Source organism: Streptomyces sp. 63XJN7_1_ISO-PGPR-S23-121 (assembly GCF_056173025.1).
In genome coordinates this window covers 6,454,632-6,479,123 of the sequence record NZ_CM149653.1, presented here as the reverse complement: position 1 = coordinate 6,479,123, position 24,492 = coordinate 6,454,632, and the positions used below count along the sequence as shown (strand labels likewise).

The 24,492-nt window shown below is 72.2% G+C and carries 19 protein-coding genes and 1 pseudogene; 10 read left to right on the top strand and 10 right to left on the bottom strand.

The window, feature by feature from the left end; all coding sequences use genetic code 11:
- Positions 1 to 112: 112 nt before the first annotated feature.
- Both AC0VYN_RS29030 and AC0VYN_RS29025 read left to right on the top strand, forming a co-directional pair.
- Positions 113 to 1,495 carry a glycine--tRNA ligase gene (locus AC0VYN_RS29030; RefSeq protein ID WP_385460330.1) on the top strand — a complete coding sequence of 461 codons (1,383 nt, stop codon included), beginning with the start codon at positions 113 to 115 and terminating at the stop codon, positions 1,493 to 1,495.
- A 71-nt stretch (positions 1,496 to 1,566) separates the two neighbouring features.
- The gene (locus AC0VYN_RS29025; protein WP_475533341.1) at positions 1,567 to 2,361 is read left to right on the top strand and encodes an MmyB family transcriptional regulator; all 795 of its coding nucleotides are present in this window, start codon (positions 1,567 to 1,569) and stop codon (positions 2,359 to 2,361) included.
- A 239-nt stretch (positions 2,362 to 2,600) separates the two neighbouring features.
- On the opposite strand, the gene AC0VYN_RS29020 is transcribed toward AC0VYN_RS29025, so the two are convergent.
- Positions 2,601 to 3,827, bottom strand: coding sequence for a hypothetical protein (locus AC0VYN_RS29020; protein WP_475533340.1), 1,227 nt, complete (start codon positions 3,825 to 3,827; stop codon positions 2,601 to 2,603).
- 85 nt (positions 3,828 to 3,912) lie between these two features.
- Between AC0VYN_RS29020 and AC0VYN_RS29015 the strand changes: the two genes are divergently transcribed.
- Both AC0VYN_RS29015 and AC0VYN_RS29010 read left to right on the top strand, forming a co-directional pair.
- Positions 3,913 to 8,271 carry an HAD-IC family P-type ATPase gene (locus AC0VYN_RS29015; RefSeq protein WP_475533339.1) on the top strand — a complete coding sequence of 1,453 codons (4,359 nt, stop codon included), beginning with the start codon at positions 3,913 to 3,915 and terminating at the stop codon, positions 8,269 to 8,271.
- Between the two features lie 223 nt (positions 8,272 to 8,494).
- Positions 8,495 to 8,917 (top strand): hypothetical protein, encoded by a 423-nt coding sequence (locus AC0VYN_RS29010; protein ID WP_475533338.1) that lies wholly within the window; start codon positions 8,495 to 8,497, stop codon positions 8,915 to 8,917.
- Here the strand turns inward: AC0VYN_RS29010 and AC0VYN_RS29005 are convergent.
- Complete coding sequence (locus AC0VYN_RS29005) at positions 8,896 to 9,675, bottom strand: helix-turn-helix domain-containing protein (protein WP_475533337.1); 780 nt, start codon at positions 9,673 to 9,675, stop codon at positions 8,896 to 8,898. The two genes, AC0VYN_RS29010 and AC0VYN_RS29005, sit on opposite strands and share 22 nt — an antisense overlap.
- 86 nt (positions 9,676 to 9,761) lie before the next feature.
- Here AC0VYN_RS29005 and AC0VYN_RS29000 point away from each other — a divergent pair, with 86 nt between their 5' ends.
- The gene (locus tag AC0VYN_RS29000; RefSeq protein WP_475533336.1) at positions 9,762 to 10,736 is read left to right on the top strand and encodes an LLM class flavin-dependent oxidoreductase; all 975 of its coding nucleotides are present in this window, start codon (positions 9,762 to 9,764) and stop codon (positions 10,734 to 10,736) included.
- Positions 10,737 to 10,846: 110 nt separating this feature from the next.
- On the opposite strand, the gene AC0VYN_RS28995 is transcribed toward AC0VYN_RS29000, so the two are convergent.
- Positions 10,847 to 12,292 (bottom strand): MFS transporter, encoded by a 1,446-nt coding sequence (locus tag AC0VYN_RS28995; RefSeq protein ID WP_475533335.1) that lies wholly within the window; start codon positions 12,290 to 12,292, stop codon positions 10,847 to 10,849.
- 105 nt (positions 12,293 to 12,397) lie between these two features.
- Between AC0VYN_RS28995 and dusB the strand changes: the two genes are divergently transcribed.
- Complete coding sequence (dusB, locus tag AC0VYN_RS28990; RefSeq protein ID WP_385463471.1) at positions 12,398 to 13,564, top strand: tRNA dihydrouridine synthase DusB; 1,167 nt, start codon at positions 12,398 to 12,400, stop codon at positions 13,562 to 13,564.
- Positions 13,565 to 13,609: 45 nt separating this feature from the next.
- Here dusB and AC0VYN_RS28985 read toward each other — a convergent pair whose 3' ends face one another.
- A complete protein-coding gene (locus AC0VYN_RS28985) occupies positions 13,610 to 15,490 on the bottom strand; it encodes an alkaline phosphatase family protein (protein ID WP_475533334.1) in 1,881 nt (626 codons plus the stop codon).
- Positions 15,491 to 16,008: 518 nt separating this feature from the next.
- Between AC0VYN_RS28985 and ppdK the strand changes: the two genes are divergently transcribed.
- Together ppdK and AC0VYN_RS28975 are read left to right on the top strand one after the other, a co-directional pair.
- On the top strand, positions 16,009 to 18,756 hold the full coding sequence (gene ppdK, locus AC0VYN_RS28980; protein ID WP_475533333.1) for a pyruvate, phosphate dikinase: 2,748 nt from the start codon (positions 16,009 to 16,011) through the stop codon (positions 18,754 to 18,756).
- 288 nt (positions 18,757 to 19,044) lie between these two features.
- Positions 19,045 to 19,152, top strand: a pseudogene (locus AC0VYN_RS28975) (dehydrogenase); the annotation flags it as partial.
- Between the two features lie 60 nt (positions 19,153 to 19,212).
- Here AC0VYN_RS28975 and AC0VYN_RS28970 read toward each other — a convergent pair.
- Genes AC0VYN_RS28970 through AC0VYN_RS28955 form a run of 4 tightly spaced genes read right to left on the bottom strand, consistent with a single transcriptional unit; the run spans position 19,213 to position 21,249 of the window.
- Positions 19,213 to 19,740 (bottom strand): hypothetical protein, encoded by a 528-nt coding sequence (locus AC0VYN_RS28970; RefSeq protein ID WP_475533332.1) that lies wholly within the window; start codon positions 19,738 to 19,740, stop codon positions 19,213 to 19,215.
- A complete protein-coding gene (locus AC0VYN_RS28965; protein ID WP_475533331.1) occupies positions 19,737 to 20,630 on the bottom strand; it encodes an MbnB/TglH/ChrH family RiPP precursor modification enzyme in 894 nt (297 codons plus the stop codon). Before AC0VYN_RS28965 ends, AC0VYN_RS28970 begins: the two co-directional genes overlap by 4 nt.
- 13 nt (positions 20,631 to 20,643) lie before the next feature.
- The gene (locus AC0VYN_RS28960) at positions 20,644 to 20,898 is read right to left on the bottom strand and encodes a hypothetical protein (protein WP_475533330.1); all 255 of its coding nucleotides are present in this window, start codon (positions 20,896 to 20,898) and stop codon (positions 20,644 to 20,646) included.
- A gap of 57 nt (positions 20,899 to 20,955) precedes the next feature.
- Positions 20,956 to 21,249, bottom strand: a complete 294-nt coding sequence (locus tag AC0VYN_RS28955; protein ID WP_475533329.1) for a hypothetical protein — start codon at positions 21,247 to 21,249, stop codon at positions 20,956 to 20,958.
- 133 nt (positions 21,250 to 21,382) lie between these two features.
- Between AC0VYN_RS28955 and AC0VYN_RS28950 the strand changes: the two genes are divergently transcribed.
- A complete protein-coding gene (locus tag AC0VYN_RS28950; protein WP_475533328.1) occupies positions 21,383 to 21,940 on the top strand; it encodes a hypothetical protein in 558 nt (185 codons plus the stop codon).
- 255 nt (positions 21,941 to 22,195) lie between these two features.
- The gene (locus AC0VYN_RS28945; RefSeq protein WP_475533327.1) at positions 22,196 to 23,128 is read left to right on the top strand and encodes an oxidoreductase; all 933 of its coding nucleotides are present in this window, start codon (positions 22,196 to 22,198) and stop codon (positions 23,126 to 23,128) included.
- Between the two features lie 83 nt (positions 23,129 to 23,211).
- Here AC0VYN_RS28945 and AC0VYN_RS28940 read toward each other — a convergent pair whose 3' ends face one another.
- Positions 23,212 to 24,303: an IS630 family transposase gene (locus tag AC0VYN_RS28940; protein WP_470534466.1), complete on the bottom strand. Its 1,092-nt coding sequence runs from the start codon at positions 24,301 to 24,303 to the stop codon at positions 23,212 to 23,214.
- A gap of 38 nt (positions 24,304 to 24,341) precedes the next feature.
- The gene (locus AC0VYN_RS28935) at positions 24,342 to 24,485 is read right to left on the bottom strand and encodes a hypothetical protein (protein WP_475537066.1); all 144 of its coding nucleotides are present in this window, start codon (positions 24,483 to 24,485) and stop codon (positions 24,342 to 24,344) included.
- Positions 24,486 to 24,492 lie beyond the last annotated feature (7 nt).

Genomic DNA, 24,492 nt, shown 5'->3' with positions numbered 1-24,492 from the left:
CAAGCGCCCGAACGGCCCCCGATTTGGCCGGGGGGCGTCCCGCGCCGGTAACCTGGGGCATTCTCTGGAAGCATCTCGCTTCGTCGCCCGTCGTCGTAATGAAGAGAGCACCGTGGCCGCCGACAAGATCGACACCATCGTCAGCCTGAGCAAGCGCCGTGGCTTCGTATTCCCCTGCAGTGAGATCTACGGCGGTCAGCGCGCCGCCTGGGACTACGGTCCGCTGGGTGTCGAGCTCAAGGAGAACCTGAAGCGCCAGTGGTGGCGCTACATGGTCACCTCGCGCGAGGACGTCGTCGGTATCGACTCGTCCGTCATCCTGGCCCCCGAGGTCTGGGTCGCCTCCGGTCACGTCGCCACCTTCACGGACCCGCTGACCGAGTGCACCTCCTGCCACAAGCGGTTCCGTGCGGACCACCTGGAGGAGGCGTACGAGGAGAAGAAGGGGCACGCCCCCGAGAACGGCCTCGCCGACCTCAACTGCCCCAACTGCGGCAACAAGGGCACCTTCACCGAGCCCAAGCAGTTCTCCGGCCTGCTCTCCACCCACCTCGGCCCGACCCAGGACAGCGGCTCCGTCGCCTACCTGCGGCCCGAGACCGCCCAGGGCATCTTCACCAACTTCGGCCAGGTGCAGACCACCTCGCGCCGCAAGCCGCCGTTCGGCATCGCCCAGATGGGCAAGTCCTTCCGCAACGAGATCACGCCCGGCAACTTCATCTTCCGCACCCGCGAGTTCGAGCAGATGGAGATGGAGTTCTTCGTCAAGCCGGGCGAGGACGAGCAGTGGCAGGAGTACTGGATGGAGCAGCGCTGGAACTGGTACACCGGCCTGGGCATGAGTGAAGAGAACATGCGCTGGTACGAGCACCCGAAGGAGAAGCTCTCCCACTACTCCAAGCGCACCGCCGACATCGAGTACCGCTTCCAGTTCGGCGGCAGCGAGTGGGGCGAGCTGGAGGGTGTCGCCAACCGCACCGACTACGACCTCGGCGCGCACTCCAAGGCCTCCGGCCAGGACCTCTCCTACTTCGACCAGGAGGCCGGCGAGCGCTGGACGCCGTACGTCATCGAGCCGGCGGCCGGTGTCGGCCGGGCGATGCTCGCCTTCCTCCTCGACGCCTTCGTCGAGGACGAGGCGCCGAACGCCAAGGGCAAGATGGAGAAGCGCACCGTGCTGCGCCTCGACCCGCGGCTGGCGCCGGTGAAGGTCGCGGTGCTGCCGCTCTCCCGCAACCCGGAGCTGTCGCCCAAGGCCAAGGGCCTCGCCCAGGCGCTGCGGCAGAACTGGAACATCGAGTTCGACGACGCCGGTGCGATCGGGCGCCGTTACCGCCGCCAGGACGAGATCGGCACGCCGTTCTGCGTCACGGTCGACTTCGACACGCTGGACGACAACGCGGTGACCGTGCGGGAGCGCGACACCATGAAGCAGGAGCGTGTGTCGCTGGACCAGATCGAGGGGTACCTGGCCTCGCGTCTGGTCGGGTGCTGATCGTTCGTTCCGGCTGAGGTACCAGGGGGCTCCGCCCCTTGGACTCCCGGGCCCGTGCCCACCCCTTACCCGTGTCGGGTGAGGGGTGGGCGTTCGGCGTTTCGGGGCGCGCGCCCGCGCCGGCCCGCGCGCCACGTGCCGCCTGCCGCCTCAGCCGGTCGTCCGCGGCAGCCGCAGGCTCAGCAACCCCGTCAGCGCCACCGCCGCCGGCTGCACCAGCAGCGTCGTCACCAGCGCGTCCGCTGCTGCTCGACCCGACCGAGCGCGCCCACCTCTTCCAGCTCGCCGGGGCCGTCGACCCGGCGCCCGCGACCGACTGCCCGTCGGTCACCCCGGCGCTGCGCGCCCTGCTGGAGCAGTTCGAGCCGTATCCGGTGTGCGTGCAGAACAGCCGGTACGACATCCTCGCCCACAACCGCACCTACGGGCTGCTGCTGTGCGACCTGGACGCGGTGCCGCTGGAGGACCGCAACTGCATGATCCTGTCCTTCACCCACGACGACTGGCGGTCGTCCATCGTCCACCTGGAGGAGACGCAGCGGCTGATGGCCGCCCGGTTCCGCGCCACGATGGCCGGTCATCTCACCGAGCCCGCCTGGAAGACGCTGCTGGAGCGGCTGCGGTCGGAGTCCGCCGAGTTCCGGGAGGCCTGGGAGCGGTACGAGGTGGTCGCCCACCGCAGCAAGCGCAAGGAGTTCGTCAACCGGTACGTGGGCCGGATCGGCCTCGACCACACCGACCTGTGGCTCGGACCGGAACCCGGGCCCCGCATGGTGACGTACGCCCCGGCCGACGAGACCTCGCGGGAGCGGCTGGAGAAGCTGCACGCGATCGCCCTGGAACGCGGGGGCACGTCGCCGGGATGACCGCCCGAGGTGCGGGAACCCGGGGATGTGCGGAAGGTGATGTTCCCAGGGTTCGTCAGTTCGCACAGGGCGAGGACAGTCATGGCTGAGCAGAAGTCGGCGCAGACGCTACCGCGGCCGTTGCACGCGGCCGCCTCTGCGCTGCGGAAGGTGCCGGGCGCCGGGACGGTCGGCCGGGCGGCCGAGGGGGTGCTGGACAGGATCGGGGCCGTGTCGCCACGCGGGCGGCGACTGGTCGTCTACACCGGTGCCGGGGTGGCGGGCGTCGCCGGTTTGGTGGAGTGGCCGGTGGCGATCACGGGAGCGGCGGTGGCGTGGCTGACCCGGCCCCGGCAGCAGGAGACCCCACCGCCGGAGGCGGGTGCCGCCGACGGGGGCGCGGCGGTGGCGTCCGGCGGGCGTGCGGCGGCGGGCGCGGGTGCCTCCGGCGGGCGTGCGGCGGTGGCGTCCGGTGGGCGTGCCGCGGCGGGGACCGCGGCGGCGAGGAAGAACGCCGCGAAGAGGACCACGACGAGGAGCGCGGCCACGGAGGCCGGCGCCACGAGGAAGAGCGCGGCGGCGAAGAGCGTCGCGGCCAAGAGGGTCGCGAGCAAGTCGGCCGCGGCCAAGACGGTCGCGAACAGGGCGGCCGCGGCGAGGCGGGCCGGGACCGGACCGGCCGCGGCGGGCGGGTTGGCCGGAGCGGGCACGGCGAAGCCGGCGGCGGGTGGACCGGCGGAGGTCGAGTCGGCCGCCACGAGGACGCCTTCGAGCGGGCCGGCCGGGACGAAGCCGGCCGGCACCACGTCCACGGCAAGGGAGTCGGCCGGGGCGGGGGCGGCGGCGCAGAAGAGCACCGCGACCAAGGCCGCCGCTCGGAAGGCCGTGACGGCGAAGAGCACCGCGACCAAGGTCGCCGCACAGAAGGGCACCGCGAGCGGGACCGCCGTGCGGAAGGGCACGGCGAGCGGCACCGCCGCGCGGAAGAGCACCGCGACCAAAACGGCGGCGAAGACGGGATCCGCGACCGGGACCGCGGCGCGGAAGTCGGCCGCTGTGAGGGACGTCGCGGCGAAGGCCGCCTCGGCCGGGACGGCCGCGCAGCAGAGTGCCGCGGCCCGGTCCGCGGCGCAGAAGGCCGTCGCCCGGAAGAGCACCGCCACCAAGGCCGCCGCCCAGAAGGCCACCACCAGCGGCCCCGCCGCACGGAAGTCGGCCGCCGCGAAGGCCGACGCGGCGAAGACCGCCTCGACGGGGACCGCTGCCCGGAAGGCTGCCGCTGGGAAGGCCGACGCGGCGAAGACCGCCTCGACGGGGACCGCTGCCCGGAAGGCTGCCGCTGGGAAGACCGACGCGGCGAAGACCGCCTCGACGGGGACCGCTGCCCGGAAGTCCGCCGCAGCGAAGACCGACGCCGCGAAGACCGCTTCGACCGGGGCCGCCGCGCGCAAGTCCGCCGCCGCGAAGACCGACGCGGCGAAGAGCATCCCCTCCGCGAAGGGCGCCGCGGGTACCCGCGACGCGGGCGGTGGTTCCGCGTCGCGCGGTCGGCGCGCGGGCTGAGAGGCAGCGATGGCGGGTGGACTCCTGACGCGTTCCACGGGCGCCGTCGCCGGGATCGTCCTGGCCGGCCCCCGCCTGGTCGCGCGCGGCACCGCCCCCGCGGTGGGCGCCGCGGCCGGCGCGGTCGCGGGCACCGCACGGGCCGGCGTGCGCGGCGCGGACTTCGCGGCGAGGGCGGCCCACGTCGCCCGCACCGCGCTGCCGGGCGGCGCCCGCCACTGGCGGGCCGGCCCCCGGGCCCACCTCGCGCTGCGGCCGGCCGCGACCGAGCGGGTGCGCCGGGCGGGCGGCACGGAACACGTCGCGCGCCGCGTCGCGGCGGCCCTCGCCGAACACCCCGACGTGGCCCTCGCCTACTGGGACAACGGGCTGGCCCGGCTGGTGGTGACCGCGACCGAGGAGGAGCTCACCGACCGGGTGGTGGACCGGGCCACCGACCTCGCCGAACAGCACGGCCTGGCCCGGGCCGACGACGACGTCGAGGAGCTGGCCCACCCCGGCGACCCGGCCTCGGTGCGGGTCGCGGCGACCGCCCTCGGAGCCGACCTGCTCGGCATCGCCGCCGCCCTCACCGCGTCGTCCCTGCGGCTGCCGCCCTCGCCCCGCCTGCTCACCGCCGTGGTGACGCTGCTGCGCGAGAACCCCAGGTTCCGCGCCTGGCTGCGCGAGCGGATCGGCGCCCACCGCATGGACCTGACGCTGGCCGCCGCCAACGCGGCCGTGCACGGCGCGGGCCAGAGCCCGACCTCGCTGGTGCTCGACGGCGCGGTGCGCGCCTGTCAGCTGGGCGAGGCGGTGGCCCGGTCGGCGGCCTTCGAGGCCGTGCACGACCAGCTCTGCCACCCGGACCGGGGCAGCCTGCCCGCCGACCTGACCCTGCGCCCGCCGCTGCGCACCTCCCCGGCCCACGACTACGCCGCCCACGCCTCGACCGGCAGCATGGCGGGCGCGGTGGCGACCCTGCTCGTCAAGCACGACCTGGCGGAGGCCGCCGAGGCGGTGCTCGCCGGCTCGCCCAAGGCCGCGCGCTACGGACCCGCCGCCTTCCACGCCGTACTGAGCGCCGCGCTGTCCCGGACCGGTGTGCTGGTGCGCGATCCGGAGCGGCTGCGGCAGCTCGAGATGACGGGCACGGTCGTCCTGCACCCCAGCGCGCTGCGCACCCCGCACGCCGGGGCGGACCCGTGGACCGAGGACGTCCTGGACGCGGCGCGCCGCGCGGGGCTGCGCGTGGTGATGGTGGAGGACCCGGCACTGGCCGACTTCACCGGCCTCGCGGACCAGGTCGTCAGCGCCCGCCGCCCGCTCCGCGACGTCGTGGAGGAAGCGCGCGCCGAGGACGGCGGCGGTGTCATCACGGTCGTACGGCCCCTGCCCGGTGACGACGACACGGTGCCGGCCGGGCTGTTCGGCGGTGACGTGGCCGTGGCGCTGGCCGACGCGGGCTCCCCGGTGGCGTGGGGCGCGGACGTACTGGCCACGCGCGGCCTGGCCGACGTGTGGCGGGTGCTGCGCGCGGTGCCGGCGGCCCGCGCGGTCGGCAACCGCTCGCAGACCCTGGCCCGGGCCGGGGCCGCGCTGTCCGGGTTGCTGGTCGCGGTCGGCGAGGCGCGCGGCAGGGGAGTGACCTCACCCCTGCCCGGCGTGCGGCACGCGCCGGTGGACGCGAGCGCGGCGGCGGCCCTGCTGTCCGGGGCGCGCGCCGCCCTCGGCGTGGCGGCGGCCCGCGCTCCGCACCCCCGGCCCCGGGTGGCGTGGCACGCGCTGGACGCGGCGGACGTACGCGACCGGCTCGAGCGCGAGGGCGAGCCCGAGCCGACCGCCGTCGAGCGGGCCACGGGCCGGGTGCGGGAGGCGGCCGGACGGGCGAGCCGGGTGCGGGCGCTGGCACCGGCGCGGTGGTCGTGGCAGCTCGCCCGGGCCGTGCGCGGCGAGCTGGACGATCCGCTCACCCCCGTGCTGGCGGTCGGCTCGGCGGCCTCCGCGATCCTCGGCTCGGTCGTGGACGCGGCGCTGGTGATCGGCGCGCTTGACCTCAACGCGCTGGTCGGCGGCTTCCAGCGGCTGCGGGCCGAACGGGCGCTGTCCGGGCTGCTCGCCGAGCAGAAGCAGAAGGCGCGGGTCAGCGAGGAGACGTACGCGGAGGCGGAGACGCCCGCGGAGGGCGAGCCGCGGATCGTGGACGCCGCGAAGCTGCACCCGGGGCACGTGATCGAGCTGCAGGCGGACGACGTCGTGCCCGCCGACGCCCGGCTGCTGTGGGAGGACGGCCTGGAGGTGGACGAGTCCGCGCTGACCGGCGAGTCGCTGCCGGTGGACAAGCGCGTGGACCCGGCGCCGCGGGCACCCGTCGCCGAGCGGTACTGCATGGTCTTCGAGGGCACGACCGTGGTGGCGGGCCGGGCCCGGGCCGTCGTCGTGGACACCGGCGACCACACCGAGGCCGCGCGCGCGGTCGCCCTGGCCGCCCGGACCCCGTCGGCCGCGGGCGTGCAGGCCCGGCTCCAGGAACTCACCCGCAAGGCGCTGCCGCTGACCCTGGCCGGCGGCGCGGCGGTGACCGGGCTGTCGCTGCTGCGCGGCACGCCCATCCGGGGGGCCGTCTCCGGCGGCGTGTCGGTGGCGGTGGCCGCCGTGCCCGAGGGGCTGCCGCTGGTGGCGACGGTCGCCCAGCTGGCGGCGGCCCGCCGGCTGAGCCGGCACGGCGTGCTGGTGCGCACCCCGCGCACGCTGGAGGCGCTGGGGCGCATGGACACCGTGTGCTTCGACAAGACCGGCACGCTGACCGAGAACCGGCTGCGGCTCACCCGGGTCGCGGGCACCGACGGCACCGTCCGCGGGGCGGGCGACCCGGACGCCGCCGGCACCGTACGGGTCGCCGCGCGCGCCTGCCCCCGTCTGGACGGCGACGGTGCCCGCCCGACCCACGCCACCGACGAGGCCGTCCTGGACGCCGCCGGGCCCGACCCCGGGTGGACGCAGGACGAGGGCCTGCCCTTCGAGACCTCCCGCGGCTACGCCGCCGCCGTCGGCCGGGACGCGGACGGCGCCCCGGTCCTGGTGGTCAAGGGCGCCCCCGAGACCGTGCTGCCCGCCTGCACCGGCCTGCCGTCGCACACCCTGGACGCGGCGCACGACCTGGCCGGTGCGGGACTGCGCATCATCGCGGTGGCGCAGCGGCCGCTCCGCCGGGGCGAGCGTGCGGCCGGCGTCCTCGAAGAGCCGCCGTCCGGGCTGGAGTTCACCGGACTGCTCGCGCTGGCCGACGTGGCGCGCGAGACGTCCCCGGCACTGGTGCGCGGCCTGCGCGAGGCGGGCGTACGGCCCGTGGTGCTGACCGGCGACCATCCGCAGACCGCCCGCGCCATCGCCGTCGACCTGGGCTGGCCCGAGGACGCGGTCGTGGTCACCGGCGACGAACTCGCCGCCGCCGACCGCTCGGCGCGCTCCCGGATGCTGCGCGACGCGGATGTGGTGGCCCGGGTGGCGCCCGAGCAGAAGCTCCAGGTCGTGGAGTCGCTGCGGGACGCCGGGCGGGTCGTCGGCATGGTCGGCGACGGCGCCAACGACGCGGCGGCGATCCGGGCCGCCGACATCGGCGTCGGCATCAGCGCCCGCGGTTCGGCCGCCGCCCGCAACGCCGCCGACCTGGTCGTCACCGGCGACGACCTGCTGGTGCTGGTGGAGGCGGTGCGCGAGGGCCGGGCGCTGTGGCACAGCGTCGCCGACGCGATCGCCATCCTGATCGGCGGCAACGCGGGCGAGGTCGGCTTCGGCATCATCGGCACCGTCCTCGGCGGCTCCGCCCCGCTGTCCACCCGCCAGATGCTGCTGGTGAACCTCTTCACCGACCTGTTCCCCGCGATGGCCGTGGCGGTGACGGAGACGGGGGACGCCGAGCAGGAGAAGGACGACGCGGGCGCGCCGCTCGGCACGGCGGTGCTGGGGGCGCCGCTGATCCGGCAGATCCGGCACCGGGCCATGACCACCGCACTCGGGGCGACCGCGGCCTGGCTCCTCGGCCGCTTCACCCCGGGCACGGCGCGCCGCTCGACGACCATGGCCCTGTGCGCGGTGGTCGGCACGCAGCTCGCCCAGACCCTGGCCGACCGGCGCGGCAGCCGGCTGGTGCAGGTGACGTCCGTCGGTTCCGCGGCCGCGTTGGTGGTGCTGGTGCAGACGCCGGGGGCGAGCCAGCTGTTCGGGTGCACGCCGCTGGGGCCGGTCGCGTGGACGGGCGTGGCCGCGGCGATCGCGCTGGCGCTGGCGGGGCAGCGGGCGTTGCCGGTGGTGGAGGAGGCCGTGGCGCGGCACTGGCCGAAGGTGGCGGAGCGGCTGCCGGCGGTGAGGCCGGCCGCCTCGGTGTGAGGAGCGGGGTGAGGGTGGGGACGCCGGGTGGGTCTGCCACGACGTTGGCACGGCGCGGTGGGGCACGGCAGGCGCGGTTCCGGCCTCCGGATCGTTTCGTCGGAACCAGGCACGACCGCTGTCGTCCCTGACCTGAAAGGTTCATTCCCTGCGAGGAATTGCCGGTCTCCCGTGCGCTCCGCAGGATCGGGTCCGAATGGATTCGCCGGTCAAGGAGACGAAGATGATCGAGATCGACCCGCAGCAGCTGGCCGAACGCTACATCGCTCAATGGAATGTGCCCGACGCCGCGGAGCGCCGCGCGGCCGTCGAACGGCTGTGGGCCGAGGACGGCGCCCACGTCCTGCACCCGCCTGCGCAGATACGGGAGGCCGCCGCGGAACTCGGCTTCGACCACCCCACTTTGGAGGCTCGCGGATACGACGCCATCGAGATCCGCGTGGCGCGGAGCTACGAGCGGTTCGTCGAGAAGCAGGGTGTTGCCTTCCGGGCGCGCCCGGGTGCGATACGTCTGCGTGGTGTGGTCAGGATCGGCTGGGATGCGGTGTCCACCGCGACCGGTGAGGTGGTGGGTGGGGGTTCGGACATGCTCGTACTCGACGACCACGGCCGTATCAAGTCCGATTACATGTTCCCGGGCTCCTGACGGGCCTCGGCGCACGCCCTTGCCCCGGCGGCTGCCGAGAGAGCCTGGGCCGTCGCCGGGTCGGCCGGCAGGAACGCCTCCAGCTTCAGCTCGGCAAGCGTCACGTCGACGGCGGTGGCGAAGGTCGTCACGGTCGTCATCAGGCGGAGCTCACCGTAGGAGGAGCGCAGGTGGAGCGGCACCGCGAAGCCGAGTTGCCCGGTGGACGGCTCCAGTGCGGGAACGTATCCGGTGAGTTCGGCGTGCAACTCCCGCAGATGGCCGAGCCGCATCAGGATGTGGCGCGCCCACTGGGCGAGGTTGAGGATGCGGGGAGCCAGTCCGTCGGGATGCAGCGCCAGGCGGTAGACGTTCGTGCCCGGACCCACCAGCTCGGCAGCCGCGCCCTCGGTGATCACGTCGAACGCGGTGTTCGCGGCGATCAGGTCACCGCCCCGGTCCACCACCAGCGCCGGATAGGGCAGATGCCCGCGCAGGATGTGGTCGATCGCCGTGCGCACGGGGGCCAGCACCGGATCGTCCAGCGAGCTCTGCGGGTAGGCGGGCGCGTACCCGGCGGCCAGCAGCAGTTCGTTGCGTTCCCGCAGCGGCAGCTCCAGCGACTCGGCCAGGCGCACGACCATGTTCCGGCCCGGGAGGGACCTGCCGGATTCGATGAAGCTGACGTGGCGCTGGGTGGTGCCCGCTCGCAGCGCCAGTTCCAGCTGGCTTACATGAAGGCGGGTGCGACGTTCACGAAGCGTACGGGGGAAGTCCACGGGCCTGTTGTAGCGGCGGCGGGGGGTCCTGGGCCATTCCCCGCAGGGAATTGTCGCCACGCGCAGGGGCCGGGAACGTTGCCGGCATGGACATCGGTGTACTGCTTCCGACCGCGGGCGCCCAGTGGGGCCCTGCCGGCGACCCTCGCGAGCTGGTCGACTTCGGCCGCTGCGCGGAACGCTGGGGTTTCTCCTCGCTCTTCGCCAACGATTCTCTGCTCAGCCCGCGCATCGAGGCGCTCACGATGCTGGCCGCGCTCGCCCCGGTGACCGAGACCGTGACGCTGGGCACGGCTGCGCTGATGCCGTTCCTGCGCCGGCCGATCCAGGCCGCGCAGGCACTTGCGTCGATCGACCTGCTGTCCGGGGGCCGGTTCACCGTGACCGTCGGTGCCGGCTTCCCCGGCCGCTTCGGGCGGCCCCTGTACACGCTGTCCGAGCTGCCGTGGGAAAGGCGCTTCGCCCGCCTGGACGAGACGGTCGCGCTGTGGCGGGCCTTGTGGGACGGCGCCGACGCCTTCCACGGCGAGATCCTCCGGTTCGACGGCATCCCGCCCATGACCATGCCGTCCCGAGCAGGCGGCCCGCCCATCTGGCTCGGCGGCGCGACTCCCGCGGCGCTGGCCCGCATCGGCCGGCTGTACGACGGGTGGCTGCCCTATCCGCCCGACCCGGCCGACTACGCGTCCGGCCTGCGCAGCGTCCACCGAGCGGCGGCCGGCGCGGGGCGCGAGGGCGAGGCCATCACCCCCGCGCTGTTCGTCTCGGTACGGATCGACGACGACATCGCAAGCGGCCGTCGGGCGCTGGACGACTACGCGCGGGCCGTCTACGGCATGCCCCTGGAGGAGCTGGAGAAGATCCAGGCAGTGGTGACCGGGTCCGCGTCCCAGGTGCTCCAGCATCTGGGACGGTACGTCGCCGCCGGTGCTCGGCACATCGTCGTCCGCCTGGGTGCCCTGGACCTGTGTTCCCAGCGCGACCAGCTCGAACGGGTCGCGGACCTGATCCCCGCCGTCCGGGCGGCAGCGGATCACGCCTGCGCCCTGGACAGCGTGTGAGTCCGGTCCGGCCGCCACGAAGCGACGCCGGCGGGACGCGCCCCTTCAGGGCAGGGGCGTGCCCCCCCCGGGGGGAGGTCGTGCGGGTGCCCGCGCCGCGGGGGGCGTCGTCAGGCGCTCGTTCGTATCGGCTGCCGTACCTCCGGTGCCTCCAGTTCCTCCGCCGTGCGCCGGGCCGTGCGGCGGGCCCAGCGGCCGGTCGTCACGGCGCCGAGGACCAGGACCGCCAGGCCGCAGGCGGCCAGGATCCACCAGCCGGGACGGGCGGCGGAGACGAACGCGGACCGGTACGACGACGCGCCCACGCCCGCCGCCAGCACCGCTCCGATCACCGCCACGCCCAGGGTCTGGCCGAGCTGGCGGCTGGTGGAGGCGACGGCGGCGGCCACGCCGGCCTGGGCCCGCGGCATGCCGGAGACGGCGGTGTTGGTGATGGGCGCGTTGACGAAGCCGAAGCCGACGCCGAACAGGACGTACCCGATGAAGAGGGTGACGTTCGACGTCTCCGCCTCGAAGGCGGCGAACAGGACACCGCTCACGGTCAGCGCACCGCCCGCGATCAGCAGGGGCACCCGCGGCCCCCGGCTGCCGACCAGCCGTCCGGACAGCGGGGCGCACAGGAAGGTCGGCACGGCCATCGGCAGCATCCACAGGCCGGCGTGCAGGGCGCTCAGCCCCCGCACGTTCTGCAGGTAGAGCGTGGACAGGAACAGGAAGCCGCCCAGCGCGGCGAAGGCGCTGATCGCCGTGACGGTGGCCCCGCTGAACGGCACCGACCGGAAGAAGCGCAGGTCGATGAGGGGTTCGGCGCGGCGCGGTTCGTAGCGCAGCAGGCCGAGGAGCGCGGCCAGCGCCAGTACGGCGTAGGGGAGCACGGAGAGGAACCCGGCGCTCGGCGCCTCGATGATCGCGTACGTCAGGGAGCCGAACAGCACGATCACCATCAGCTGGCCCAGCGGGTCGGGACGGCGGGCCCTGGGGGCGCGGGACTCGGGGACGAACCGCAGGGTGAGCAGGAGCGCGACGAGTCCCACCGGCAGGTTGACCCAGAAGATCGAGCGCCAGCCGACCGACTCCACCAGCAGCCCGCCCACCAGGGGACCGGCGGCCATCGAGATGCCGACGACCGCGCCCCACACGCCGATCGCGCGGGCCCGCTCGCGCGCGTCGGTGAAGGTGTTGGTGATGATCGACATGGCGACCGGGTTGAGCATCGAACCGCCCACCGCCTGCACCATCCGGAACACCACCAGCGACGACAGGTCCGGCGCCAGCGAGCACAGCAGCGAGCCGGCGGTGAAGACGACCAGTCCGGTCATGAAGACGCGTCTCCGGCCGATCCGGTCGGCCGTGGAGCCGGCCAGCATCAGCAGCGCGGCCAGCACCAGCGTGTAGGCGTCGATCGTCCACTGGAGCCCCGACGTGCTCGCGTGCAGGTCACGCTGCATGGCGGGCAGGGCGACGTTCAGGATCGTGTTGTCGATGCTCACGATCAGCAGGCTCATGCAGCAGATGCCGAGCACGAGCAGGCGTCGGCGGTGGGTCAGCTCGGGCATGATCTCCATCGTACGCCGCTTCGATAGTGCGGTTAACTAATGACCGTTACATGATCTCGCGGCGGCGCAGGCCGAGCACCGCTCCGCGTGCGTGACAATGGAGGAATGTCCACGCCCACCACGCCCGCCCCCGCCACCGCGAAGCCGCCGTTGCAGATCGGCCCGCACACCGTCGCACCGCCCGTGGTGCTGGCGCCGATGGCCGGAATCACCAACGCGCCCTTCCGCACGCTGTGCCGGGAGTTCAGCGGCGGCAAGGGCCTGTTCGTGAGCGAGATGATCACGACCCGGGCGCTGGTCGAGCGCAACGAGAAGACCATGCAGCTGATCCACTTCGACGCGACCGAGAAGCCGCGCTCGATCCAGCTCTACGGTGTCGACCCCGCGACCGTCGGCAAGGCCGTCCGCATGATCGCGGAGGAGGACCTGGCCGACCACATCGACCTGAACTTCGGCTGCCCGGTGCCCAAGGTGACCCGCAAGGGCGGCGGCTCCGCCCTCCCGTACAAGCGCAACCTGCTGCGGGCCATCCTCCGCGAGGCCGTCAGCGGCGCCGGTGACCTGCCCGTCACCATCAAGATGCGCAAGGGCATCGACGACGACCACCTCACCTACCTCGACGCCGGCCGCATCGCCGTCGAGGAGGGCGTGACCGCGGTCGCCCTGCACGGCCGCACCACCGCCCAGCACTACGGCGGCACCGCCGACTGGGAGGCCATCGCCCGCCTCAAGGAGCACGTCCCGGAGATCCCGGTGCTCGGCAACGGCGACATCTGGTCCGCCGAGGACGCGCTGCGCATGGTCCGCGAGACCGGCTGCGACGGCGTCGTGGTCGGGCGCGGGTGCCTCGGACGCCCGTGGCTGTTCGCCGACCTGGTCGCCGCCTTCGAAGGGCGCACGGACGCCTTCGTCCGGCCGACGCTGCGCGAGGTCGCCGACGTCATGGTCCGGCACGCCACCCTTCTCGGCGAGTGGATCGGCGACGAGGCCCGCGGCGTGATCGACTTCCGCAAGCACGTGGCCTGGTACCTCAAGGGCTTCGCCGTCGGCTCCGAGATGCGCAAGCGCCTGGCGATCACCTCCTCGCTGGAGGCGCTGCGCGCCGGTCTCGACGAGCTCGACCTCGACCAGCCCTGGCCCACCGGCGCCGACGGCCCCCGCGGCCGTACCTCCGGAAACAACCGGGTCGTCCTGCCGGACGGCTGGCTGAAGGACCCGTACGACTGCGCGGGCGTCGGCGAGGAAGCGGAACTCGACACCTCCGGCGGCTGATCGCGTCCGCCCCTGCCGCGTTCACCCCGGCGTTCACCCCTGCGTTCACCCCTTGGACGGACGCGGGGTCGAGCCGTACGCCGTCAGGAAGCGGTCGCGGAAGGAGCTCATCCGCCACACCGGCGCGTCGTGGGCCGGCCGGAGGCCGTCGGTCCAGTTCCAGCCGTCGATCGCGCCGAGCACCTTCGGGTCCTTCGCGACGATCGAGACGGGCACGTCCCGGCTCGCCCCGTCGCCGCTGACCCGCGCGATCGGCTGGTGGTCGCCGAGGAAGACCAGGACGGTGTCGTCGGTGCCGTAGCGCTCCAGCCACTGGGTGAGGCAGGTGACCGAGTACTGGATCGACCTGCCGTACTCCTCGCGGGACAGCGCGGAGTCGGCGATGACGTCCGCGGACTTCCGGCCCGCCGCCTCGACCCCGTCGAACACCGAGCCGTCGCCGAGCTCGTCCCAGCCGACCATCCTCGGGATCGGCGCCCACGGCTGGTGGCTGGAGGTCAGGATGATCTCGGCCATCAGCGGCTTGGCGCGCTTCCCGCCGTGCTCCAGCCGCTGGAACGCCTCCAGCGCGTACTGGTCCGGCATGGTCGACCAGCTGAACTTCGGCCCCTCGTACCCGAGCCGGTGGGCGTCGTAGACCTTGTCCAGCCCGTGGAAGCGGGCCTCCGGCCAGGTCTTCTGCACGCCGGGCATGATGCCGACCGTGTCCCAGGCCCCCGTGTCGCCGAACATCGCGGTCAGCGTGCGGTGGCCGCCCGACGTCACCGTGCGGTAGCGCTGCTGGCTGTCCACCCACAGGCCGGACAGGAAGGTGGAGTGGCCCAGCCAGCTACCGCCGCCGTACGTGGGCGAGGTCAGCCAGCCGCTCCTCGCCCGGTAGCCCGCCGCCGCCAGCGCCTTCGTGCTCGCGTCGAGCGTCCGGTCCACGCCCGGGGCCATGGCCGGGTCCTCGACCGCGCTGCGGCCGTAGCTCTCGATGAAGGCGAAGATCATGTCCTTGCCGCGCAGGTCCGGCACCAGCTCCTCGCCGGGCGTGGCCCCGAAGGCGTCGTCCTTCGCCTCCCTGGCGAAGGCCGCCTCGTCCCGCACCGTGTCCACCACCCGCTCGGTCTGCGCCCTGAGGGCGTGGGCGGCCCGGCCGGAGACGAGCGGCATGCCGAGGGCCTGCAGACCGAGGACCGAGCAGGTGATCCACACGGCGCCGGCGGCCAGCACCCCGCGCGTCGCCCGGTCCCGGTGCGCGGCCAGCAGATCGCCCAGGCGGACCGTCGCCAGGACCGTGCACACCAGCAGCGCGAGCGAGAGCGCGACGGCGCCCAGGGCGGCCAGGGTCGCCACCGTCCCGCCCAGCGAGTCCGCCACGTACGCGCGGGCGTCGTCGAGCAGGCCCCAGTCGAGCACGACGTTGAAGCCGCGGCCCAGGTACTCGCCGAAGCCCATGTCCAGCAGGTTCAGCAGGGTCAGCACGCCGAGGCACCCGCCGCACAGCACGGCCACGGCCCGCCGGGGCCGCCGCGGCAGGCCCAGCAGGACGGCGGCGCCGACGACCGCCTCGCCGGGTATCTGCGTGAAGCGGTTCGGCTCCAGGGCGATGTAGGTGTTCGGCAGGAGCAGCGCGGCGAGGACGAGGGCGGCGGCCAGGACCGTGGTGGTCCGGCGGAGGACGCGCGCGGGGACGGGATGGCGGGTGCGCCAGGCGCGCCAGTGGGCGCGGCGGGCGGCGAGGTGGCGGCGGGGCGCGGGTACCGCCGTATCTCCGGCGCCGGGCCCCGCGGCGGCTCCCGGTGCCGAGTCCGCCGTCTCCGCGGTGCCGGTGTCTGTGCCTGCGGCTGTGCTGGTGCTGGTGCTGGCGTCTGGGTCCGGGCCTGTGCCGGCGGCGTCGGCGGCCGTGTGCGGTGGCCGGTGGAAGCGCGTGAAGACAGGCACCCGAAGGTCCTTCCCTGTGGAACCCGGTGGACGGCGGACCCGGTGCGGGGGCCCGGGTCCGCCGCACTGATGTACGTCCCGCGCCCGGGATGCGTTCAGCCCGGTGCGGCCGCGCCCCGGACGGCGTCCCGGAACGACGTCCGCATGGTGAAATCCGGCAGGCTGTGGCAGCGTGATTCTCGCCACCTCTGATAGCGACACTGCTCAGATGAGCGGATCTTGACCGAGTCCACTTCTCCAAACGGTGGCACTGAGTGCCATCCCATGATCGTTCATCGATTGAACTCAGACGAAGAGAATGGCGCTCATGTGAGCGATACGCCGGGTCGACGGGAGTCCATTCGTTCAAGAAGTGAAAACACAGACCGCCGCTCGCTTGCCAAGCTTTGACTTTCAATCCGCTGGCGGACGAGTGGTTACAGGCGCATGACGCACAAGTGGACGTACCCAGGTGCCTTCGATCTGGGTACATTCCTCGCCGTCAGGGCAGCCACCGCGTCCTCGAGGAGTCGAGACCCGTGTCGGAAAACAAAGAACCCCAGGTAGCCGAGCAGGGCACCGGCGTTGAGGGCGTGAAGTTCGTCTACGACTTCACCGAGGGCAACAAGGACCTCAAGGACCTCCTCGGTGGCAAGGGCGCCAACCTCGCCGAGATGACCAACCTGGGCCTTCCGGTCCCTCCCGGCTTCACCATCACCACCGAGGCCTGCAAGACCTACCTCGACAGCGGCGAGGAGCCGGCGGCACTGCGTGACGAGGTGAGCGCGCACCTCGACGCCCTCGAGGCGAAGATGGGCAAGAAGCTCGGCCAGGCCGACGACCCCCTCCTCGTGTCGGTCCGCTCCGGAGCCAAGTTCTCCATGCCCGGCATGATGGACACCGTCCTCAACATCGGCCTCTCCGACAAGTCGGTGCAGGGCCTGGCCAAGCAGGCCGGCGACGACCGCTTCGCGTGGGACTCCTACCGCCGCCTGATCCAGATGTTCGGCAAGACCGTCCTCGGCGTCGACGGCGACCTCTTCGAGGAGGCGCTGGAGAAGGCCAAGGCGGCCAAGAAGGTCACGGTCGACACCGAGCTAGAGGCCGCGGACCTGAAGAAGCTGGTCGCCACCTTCAAGAAGATCGTCAAGAAGGAGGCCGGCCGGGACTTCCCGCAGGACCCGCGCGAGCAGATGGACCTCGCCATCAAGGCGGTCTTCGACTCCTGGAACGGCGAGCGCGCCAAGCTCTACCGCCGCCAGGAGCGCATCCCGCACGACCTCGGCACCGCCGTCAACGTCTGCTCCATGGTCTTCGGCAACCTCGGCCCCGACTCCGGCACCGGCGTCGCCTTCACCCGCGACCCCGCCTCCGGCCACCAGGGCGTCTACGGCGACTACCTGCAGAACGCCCAGGGTGAGGACGTCGTCGCGGGCATCCGCAACACCGTGCCGCTCGCGGAGCTGGAGCGGATCGACAAGACGTCGTACGACCAGCTGATGCGGATCATGGAGACTCTGGAGAACCACTACCTGGACCTGTGCGACATCGAGTTCACGATCGAGCGCGGCCAGCTGTGGATGCTCCAGACCCGCGTCGGCAAGCGCACCGCGGGCGCGGCCTTCCGCATCGCCACCCAGCTCGTGGACCAGGGCCTGATCGACGAGGCCGAGGCGCTCTCCCGCGTCAACGGCGCCCAGCTCGCCCAGCTGATGTTCCCGCGCTTCGACGAGAGCGCCAAGGTCGAGAAGGTCGGCAGGGGCATCGCGGCCTCGCCGGGCGCGGCGGTCGGCAAGGCCGTCTTCGACTCCTACACCGCCGTGAAGTGGTCCCGTTCCGGTGAGAAGGTCATCCTCGTCCGCCGCGAGACCAACCCCGACGACCTGGACGGCATGATCGCCGCCGAGGGCATCCTGACCTCGCGCGGCGGCAAGACCTCCCACGCGGCCGTCGTCGCGCGCGGCATGGGCAAGACCTGTGTCTGCGGCGCGGAGGAGCTGGAGGTCGACACCAAGCGCCGCCGGATGACCGTGCCCGGCGGGCACGTCGTCGAGGAGGGCGACGTGATCTCGATCGACGGCTCGTCCGGCAAGGTCTACCTGGGCGAGGTCCCGGTGGTCCCCTCCCCGGTCGTGGAGTACTTCGAGGGCCGCATGCACCCGGGCGCCGACGACGCCGACGAGCTGGTCGAGGCCGTGCACCGCATGATGGCCTTCGCCGACCGCAAGCGCCGGCTGCGGGTGCGCGCCAACGCCGACAACGCCGAGGACGCGCTGCGCGCCCGCCGCTTCGGCGCCCAGGGCATCGGCCTGTGCCGCACCGAGCACATGTTCCTCGGCGACCGGCGCGAGCTGGTCGAGCGGCTGATCCTGGCCGACACCGAGGCCGAGCGCGAGGAGTCCCTCAAGGAACTGCTGCCGCTGCAGAAGCAGGACTTCGTCCAGCTCTTCGAGTCGATGGACGGACTGCCGGTCACCGTCCGCCTGCTCGACCCGCCGCTGCACGAGTTCCTGCCCGACATCACCGAGCTGTCGGTCCGCGTCGCCCTCGCCGAGTCCCGTCAGGAACCGCACGAGAACGAGCTGCGCCTGCTCCAGGCCGTGCACCGGCTGCACGAGCAGAACCCGATGCTGGGTCTGCGCGGCGTCCGCCTCGGCCTGGTCATCCCCGGCCTGTTCACCATGCAGGTCCGGGCGATCGCCGAGGCCGCCGCCGAGCGCAAGGCGGCCAAGGGCGACCCGCGCGCCGAGATCATGATCCCGCTGGTGGGCACCGTCCAGGAGCTGGAGCTCGTCCGCGACGAGGCCGACCAGGTCATCGCCGAGGTCGAGGCGGCCACCGGCGCGAAGCTCAAGCTGTCGATCGGCACCATGATCGAGCTGCCGCGGGCCGCGCTGACCGCAGCCCAGATCGCCGAGGCCGCGGAGTTCTTCTCCTTCGGCACCAACGACCTGACGCAGACCGTGTGGGGCTTCAGCCGCGACGACGTGGAGGCCAGCTTCTTCACGGCCTACCTGGAGAAGGGCATCTTCGGCGTCTCCCCGTTCGAGACGATCGACAAGGACGGTGTCGGCTCGCTCGTCGCCGCCGCCGCCAAGGCCGGCCGCGCGACCCGCCCCGAACTGAAGCTCGGCGTCTGCGGTGAGCACGGCGGCGACCCGGAGTCGGTCCACTTCTTCCACGAAGTGGGTCTGGACTACGTCTCCTGCTCGCCGTTCCGCATCCCGGTCGCCCGGCTCGAGGCCGGCCGCGCGGCCGTCACCTCGCAGGGCAGCGACCACCGCTGACCCCGCGCGGGGCACAGGACCCCGGAGCCGCCGTCTGTCACCCGACCACCCTCACCGATCGGCGGCGGCTCCGGATCACGAGAAGGGGCGGCACCCTTGTGCGGGGGTGCCGCCCTTTCGTGCGTCGTCCTCCGGGAGGGAGCCGGCGTTCGCTCGGCTCCGTCGTCACCCGGGCCGGGGCGTCGCCGCGGTCACGCTGCCCGCGACGCCCGCCAGTGACGCGACCGCCGGGGAGCGGCTGCCGGGCGGCCAGGCGATCACCGTGGTCACCCGCGGCGCCGACGACGGGGCTTCTCCGCACCGCGGACGCCCGGGCAGGGCGCCGCGATCGCCATCCGGCTCGCCACCCTCCCGGCCGACGGCCCCCACGGCGGCTTCGACATTGCGGCTCCGTGACGGGCGGGTCGCACGGTGCGGGACGACACCGTTCCTCCCACCCGTCCTGGCTGACAGCCCTTACCGCAGTGGCTCCACGTAGAACAACCCTGGGATGTCACGGCCCACCACTGTCCGATAGGCGCCGCGGTGCTTCTCCTCGTCAAGCGGTGCGCCCAGCAACAGGCTTTCCAGGACCGCGTACGGGGCGTGCTGCCAGTCGATGGTGACAGGGTTTGCCGCACTTCCCGCCTTCACTGCCAGAAGAGCACCTTCGAAACCGGCGACGGCAGCGACGAGCGGATCACTGTGGCAACTCATGTCGGCGAGGAAGACGGCTGCCTGCTGCTGATGGTAGGGCGTTGCATCCGGCCTGCCGGCGAATCGACCTGCTACTTCGTCGAAGGTTCCGCGCTTCTTGAGCAGGGTCGATGTCAGAATGCAAGTTCTCTCGATCGCAAGACTCCGCCACCACCCTGCAATCTCCTGGAGCACTGAGAGCCGCCCCGAGAGCCGTACCCTACGGAAGTACGGGTGATCGTTCTTCGGTTCCTGCTCTCTGTGTTTCAGCAGGGTCAACAGGCCGACTTGCAGCTCCGCCAGCTTCATCGGGTCACTGCCAGGTCGGCGAGGGGTGAGGACTCCAGCGCTGTCCGCAGTCGGACCAGCTCGGAGGCGATCAGGTCCGGCCCGAGGATCGGCACTGCCTCGTCCAGAAGTTCGTAAGTGACGGTTTCCACGAGCGGTGTCCGGTAGGCCACCTCGTTCGCCAGGTCGAGCGTCGACTTCTTGATGGGGCGTGAATGCACATCCAGCATCATCCCTCTGTGCTCGACGCCGCCGGCAACGTGAATCTCTCGTACGGCCGACAGGTCGAGTTCGTTCAGGAAGTCTTCGATTCTGAAACCATTGTTCGCCTGGTCGCATTCCAGATTGTAGACATCGAGAAGGAGTCCGCACCCAGTGGCCGATGTCAGTTCATTGAGGAATGCTGCCTCCGTGTAGTCGCTGCCATGGTCCGGAATCAGGCGTACCACGTTCTCCAGGAGGAACGGGACGGGGTAACGCTCTTGAATGGCTGTGACGCGCTCGACGGCAAGATCAAGCGCCTCTTCCGTTCGAGGAAGAGGCAGCATTGTGCCAAGAAACTCGCCGTGTACCTTCGTGTATCCGAGGTGTTCACTGTGCCAGGCGATGTCCACCGTCTCCTCGAGCTGATCGAGGCAGCGGAGGTAGTCGTCCGACCAGCCGTCGTAGGAACCGAGGGACAGTCCGACCCCGTGGACGATCACGGTGGCGTCGCTCGCCACATCCCTCAGCTCATGCAGAGCGTCAAGCCGGAGGCTCGCCCCGTCGGAATCTTCGTCGACGAAGGCGTCGGGCGTCACTTCCAGGTGATCCACCAAGGGCAGGAGTCGTTCGAGGAGGTTGCGGTCGCCGGGGGTGTAAGTGGTCGCAATCCCCGGCAGCCGACGACTCCGCGACTCAGGTGCGGTCACGAATTGGCTCCAGCTAGAGTCGTACATCCACGCCGATGACGTCGTCGTCGCGGAGAAGCTCGTTCAGGCCGCTGTGGATTTCGGGGTCACCGCTACGGAGAGTCAGGTCGATACCCGCCAGGCCGCACCTTGTGCATCCTGACGGCTTCAGCTTCCGAATCAGGTCTTCAACCGCCTTGTGGACTACTTCCAGTTCGGTGTCCGGCTTGAAAGTGACTGTGACGTTCCGTGCTGCCTGCGCGTTGCTCGCGCCGGTTTGCTGCTCCATGTGGCCACTCCGATTCCGTACGGGATGGGGTCGAGCGGTTGAGCCGACCAGGGAAACTCATTTGGGGTGCTGTGGTTTCGTGCACGCGGCGTAGGCGATGGTGATCCCCGCAGCCAGGGCGATCCATCCCCACATCCCGCCGCCTTCCTCCTGGAAGCGCTCTTCGCTGAGGCCCACGGTCGAAGCGGCCTTCAGTACCGTGTCCTGGTCGCCCGTGAGAACTGCGTTGTGGAGGTCGACCAGAGTTCCCGGATAGCGCTGAAGTATCTCCAGGAAAAGGCGAACTTTCGGCTCCTTCCGCTGGGGGCTGCGTCCTCTCGTTCTCCAGATGAGCACCTCCGGTATCGCCATGCAGCCGGGGAGGTGCGTTTGAGTGATCGCTGCCCGGGTGAAGCCATTCCGGGCGGAGCGCCTGTGCCCCCGGAGGACCCGGGCGGGGGTCGGCCGGCCGTGCGCGGCCGACCGCGCTGGCACACTGGGCGTCGTGGCCAACTCCTATGCGCAGCCCATCCTTCGGACCGCGGACCTGGCGGAGGGGTTGCGGGTCGTCGAGAGGCTGCTGGGGATCGCCGATCTGAGGGATCTGGAAGTCGACTTCGATGCCCGCATCTCCTCGCCGCGCTCCCTGGCGAAGGTGCTGGGTGTGCTGCCGGACGCCGACTGGTGGGCGGAGGGGGCGAGCGGTGGCGCCTCGGACACGGGGGACGACCCGGCGGCCTGCCTGCCGGTCCGGCTGCGCCGCTGGGCCGGGGCAGCCCGGGCCGTGGAGCCGTTCCTCGAGGCGGTGGGTGACGGCCCGGCGTCGGTGCGGTGGGACTTCAACGCCTGGCCCGAGGCTCCCGAGGTGGGCCTGGCGGCGGGAGGAACCCGCGGAGCGTTCGTCACCCTGTGCGTGCGTGCCCGCGACCTCGACCTGCGGGAACCCGCCGCCGACTGCACGGTGTTCGTCCACGTCAAGCAGGTCGAGGCCGCACGCGCGCCGTGGCTCGCGGCCCGGGTCGGGCTGCGGGTGATCGGCGACCTCGTGATGGCGCCGTACTGAGACTCCGCGAAGGGGAGCCGCCTGCCGAAAGGGTCGGTGGCTGTTCCTGGAAGCGGGTCAGCGCGAGGATGCCGGGCCGTCGGATGCGCGCCCGGGTCGGGGCCGGGGGCGACGCGGAGTGACGAACGTAGTGAGGTGAGGGACCCGCGGCGTCGATATGGAGGACCCGTGACGTGACCGGACGGTAGCTCTCCGTTCCGGGGGTGCCTGCGCGTACGGTGGGACGAGGTCCGGGAGATCGGGAAGGAGCCGTCGATGGCCGGCTGGAGCGTGCGCGACATCCCCGATCAGGACGGGCGGACCGCCGTCGTCACCGGGGCCAACAGCGGGCTCGGGTACGTGGTCGCGCGGGAGCTGGCGCGCAAGGGTGCGCGGGTCGTGCTCGCCTGCCGCGACGAGGGGCGGGCCCGGGCGGCCCTGGAGCGGCTGACCGGCGAGGTGCCGGACGCCGACGCGGAGACGGCGCGGCTCGACCTCGGTGACCTCGCCTCCGTCCGGAAGTTCGCGAGCGCGCTGCCGTACGGGCGGATCGACCTGCTGGTCAACAACGCCGGGGTGATGGCGCTGCCCCACGGCACGACGGCGGACGGGTTCGAGACGCACTTCGGCGTCAACCACCTGGGGCACTTCGCCCTGACCGGACTGCTGATGCCGGCGCTGCTCGCCGCGCCGGACGCCCGGGTCGTCACCGTCTCCAGCATGCTGCACGCGCTGGCCGACATCGACCCGCGCGACCTCAACAACGTACGGCGGTACGGGCGGTGGACGGCCTACGCCCGCTCGAAGTCCGCCAACCTGCTGTTCACGCACGAACTGGCGCGCCGGCTGGCGGCGCGGGACGGCGGCCCGCGCGTGACGGCCGCCGCCGCCCACCCCGGGTACGCGGCGACCAACCTCCAGACCGCCGGACCGCGCGCCGAGGGGCGGCGGGTCGCCGAGCGCCTGATGCTGCTCACCAACCTGGCCGTCGCCCAGCCTGCCGAGGCGGGCGCGCTGCCCGTCCTGTACGCGGCCACCGCGCCCGCCGTGGCCCCCGACTCCTTCACCGGCCCGTCCTTCGCGATGTGGCGAGGGGCGCCCGCACCGTCCTGGCGGGCACCCCGGACCCGGGACGACGCGATGGGGGAGCGGCTCTGGTCCGCCTCCGAACGCCTGACGGGGGTCACCTACGAGGCGCTGCGTTCCTGAGCGCGGTGCGGACCAGGGTCTGTCGTTCGGACCAGGCCGGCTGGGACGGACGGTGCGTCCCGGCATGATTCAGACGAAAGGCCCTAGTGACCTGAGTCAGAGATTCGTCGGCAGTAGGCGGCGACTTTGTCGAGGATCTCGTCGGCGGTCTTCGTCCAGACGAACGGCCGTGGGTTGTCGTTCCAGTCGGCGAGCCATGCTCGGATGTCGCGTTCGAGGGCCTGGACGGAGCGGTGGACACCGCGCTTGAGCTTCTTCTGCGTGAGCTCGGCGAACCACCGCTCCACCAGATTCAGCCAGGACGAACTCGTCGGCGTGAAGTGCAGGTGGAAGCGGGGATGCGCCAGCAGCCACTGTTTGATGGCGGGCGTCTTGTGGGTGACGTAGTTGTCCAGGATCAGGTGCACGTCGAGTTCGGCGGGTACTTCCTTGTCCAGCTTGGTGAGGAACTTTTTGAACTCGACGGCCCGGTGCCGTCGGTGGAGGGAGCCGATGACCTTGCCGGTGGCGACTTCGAGGGCCGCGAACAGGGTGGTGGTGCCGGCCCGGACGTAGTCGTGGCTGCGGCGTTCGGGGACCCCGGGAACCATCGGCAGCACGGGCTGGGACCGGTCCAGGGCCTGGATCTGCGACTTCTCGTCCACACACAGGACCAGGGCTTTCTCCGGCGGATCCAGATACAGACCCACCACGTCACGGACCTTGTCGATGAACAAAGGGTCGGTGGAAAGCTTGAACGTCTGTGACCGGTGCGGGGCCAGCGCGAACGCCCGCCAGATCCGCGAGACCGTCGACTGCGACATGCCCGTGGCTGCCGCCATCGACCGGGTCGACCAGTGGGTGGCGTTCTTCGGCTTCTCCTCCAGCGTTTTGACGATGACCCGCTCGACGTCCGCGTCGGTGATCTTCCGCGGGACACCGGGCCGCGGCTCGTCGGACAAGCCGTCCAGACCACGTTCCAAAAAGCGCCGCCGCCAGGTGCGGACCATGTCCGCGGTGACACCGAGCCGGCGTGACACTTCCATGATCGAGTGCCCCTCGGCGCACGCCAGAATGATCCTTGAGCGCTGAGCCAGGGACTGGGCTGTCGAGCGACGACGCACCCAGCCCTCCAGCACATCGCGTTGGGCATCAGTGACCGACAACGGCGGAATCTTCGGACCCGGACGACTCATACCCAACCAACGACGAATCTCCGACTCAGGTCACTAGCCTAGGCCCGGAACGGCCCGCGCACCTCGTAGGTGACACCGCCGGACGAACTCCCGCTCGCGCCCCGCTGGCTGGAGAAGTACAGCCGGGTGCGTAGGGCCGAGCCGCCGACGACGGCCGTGCGCAGGAGGGTACGACGATCCACTGCTGCC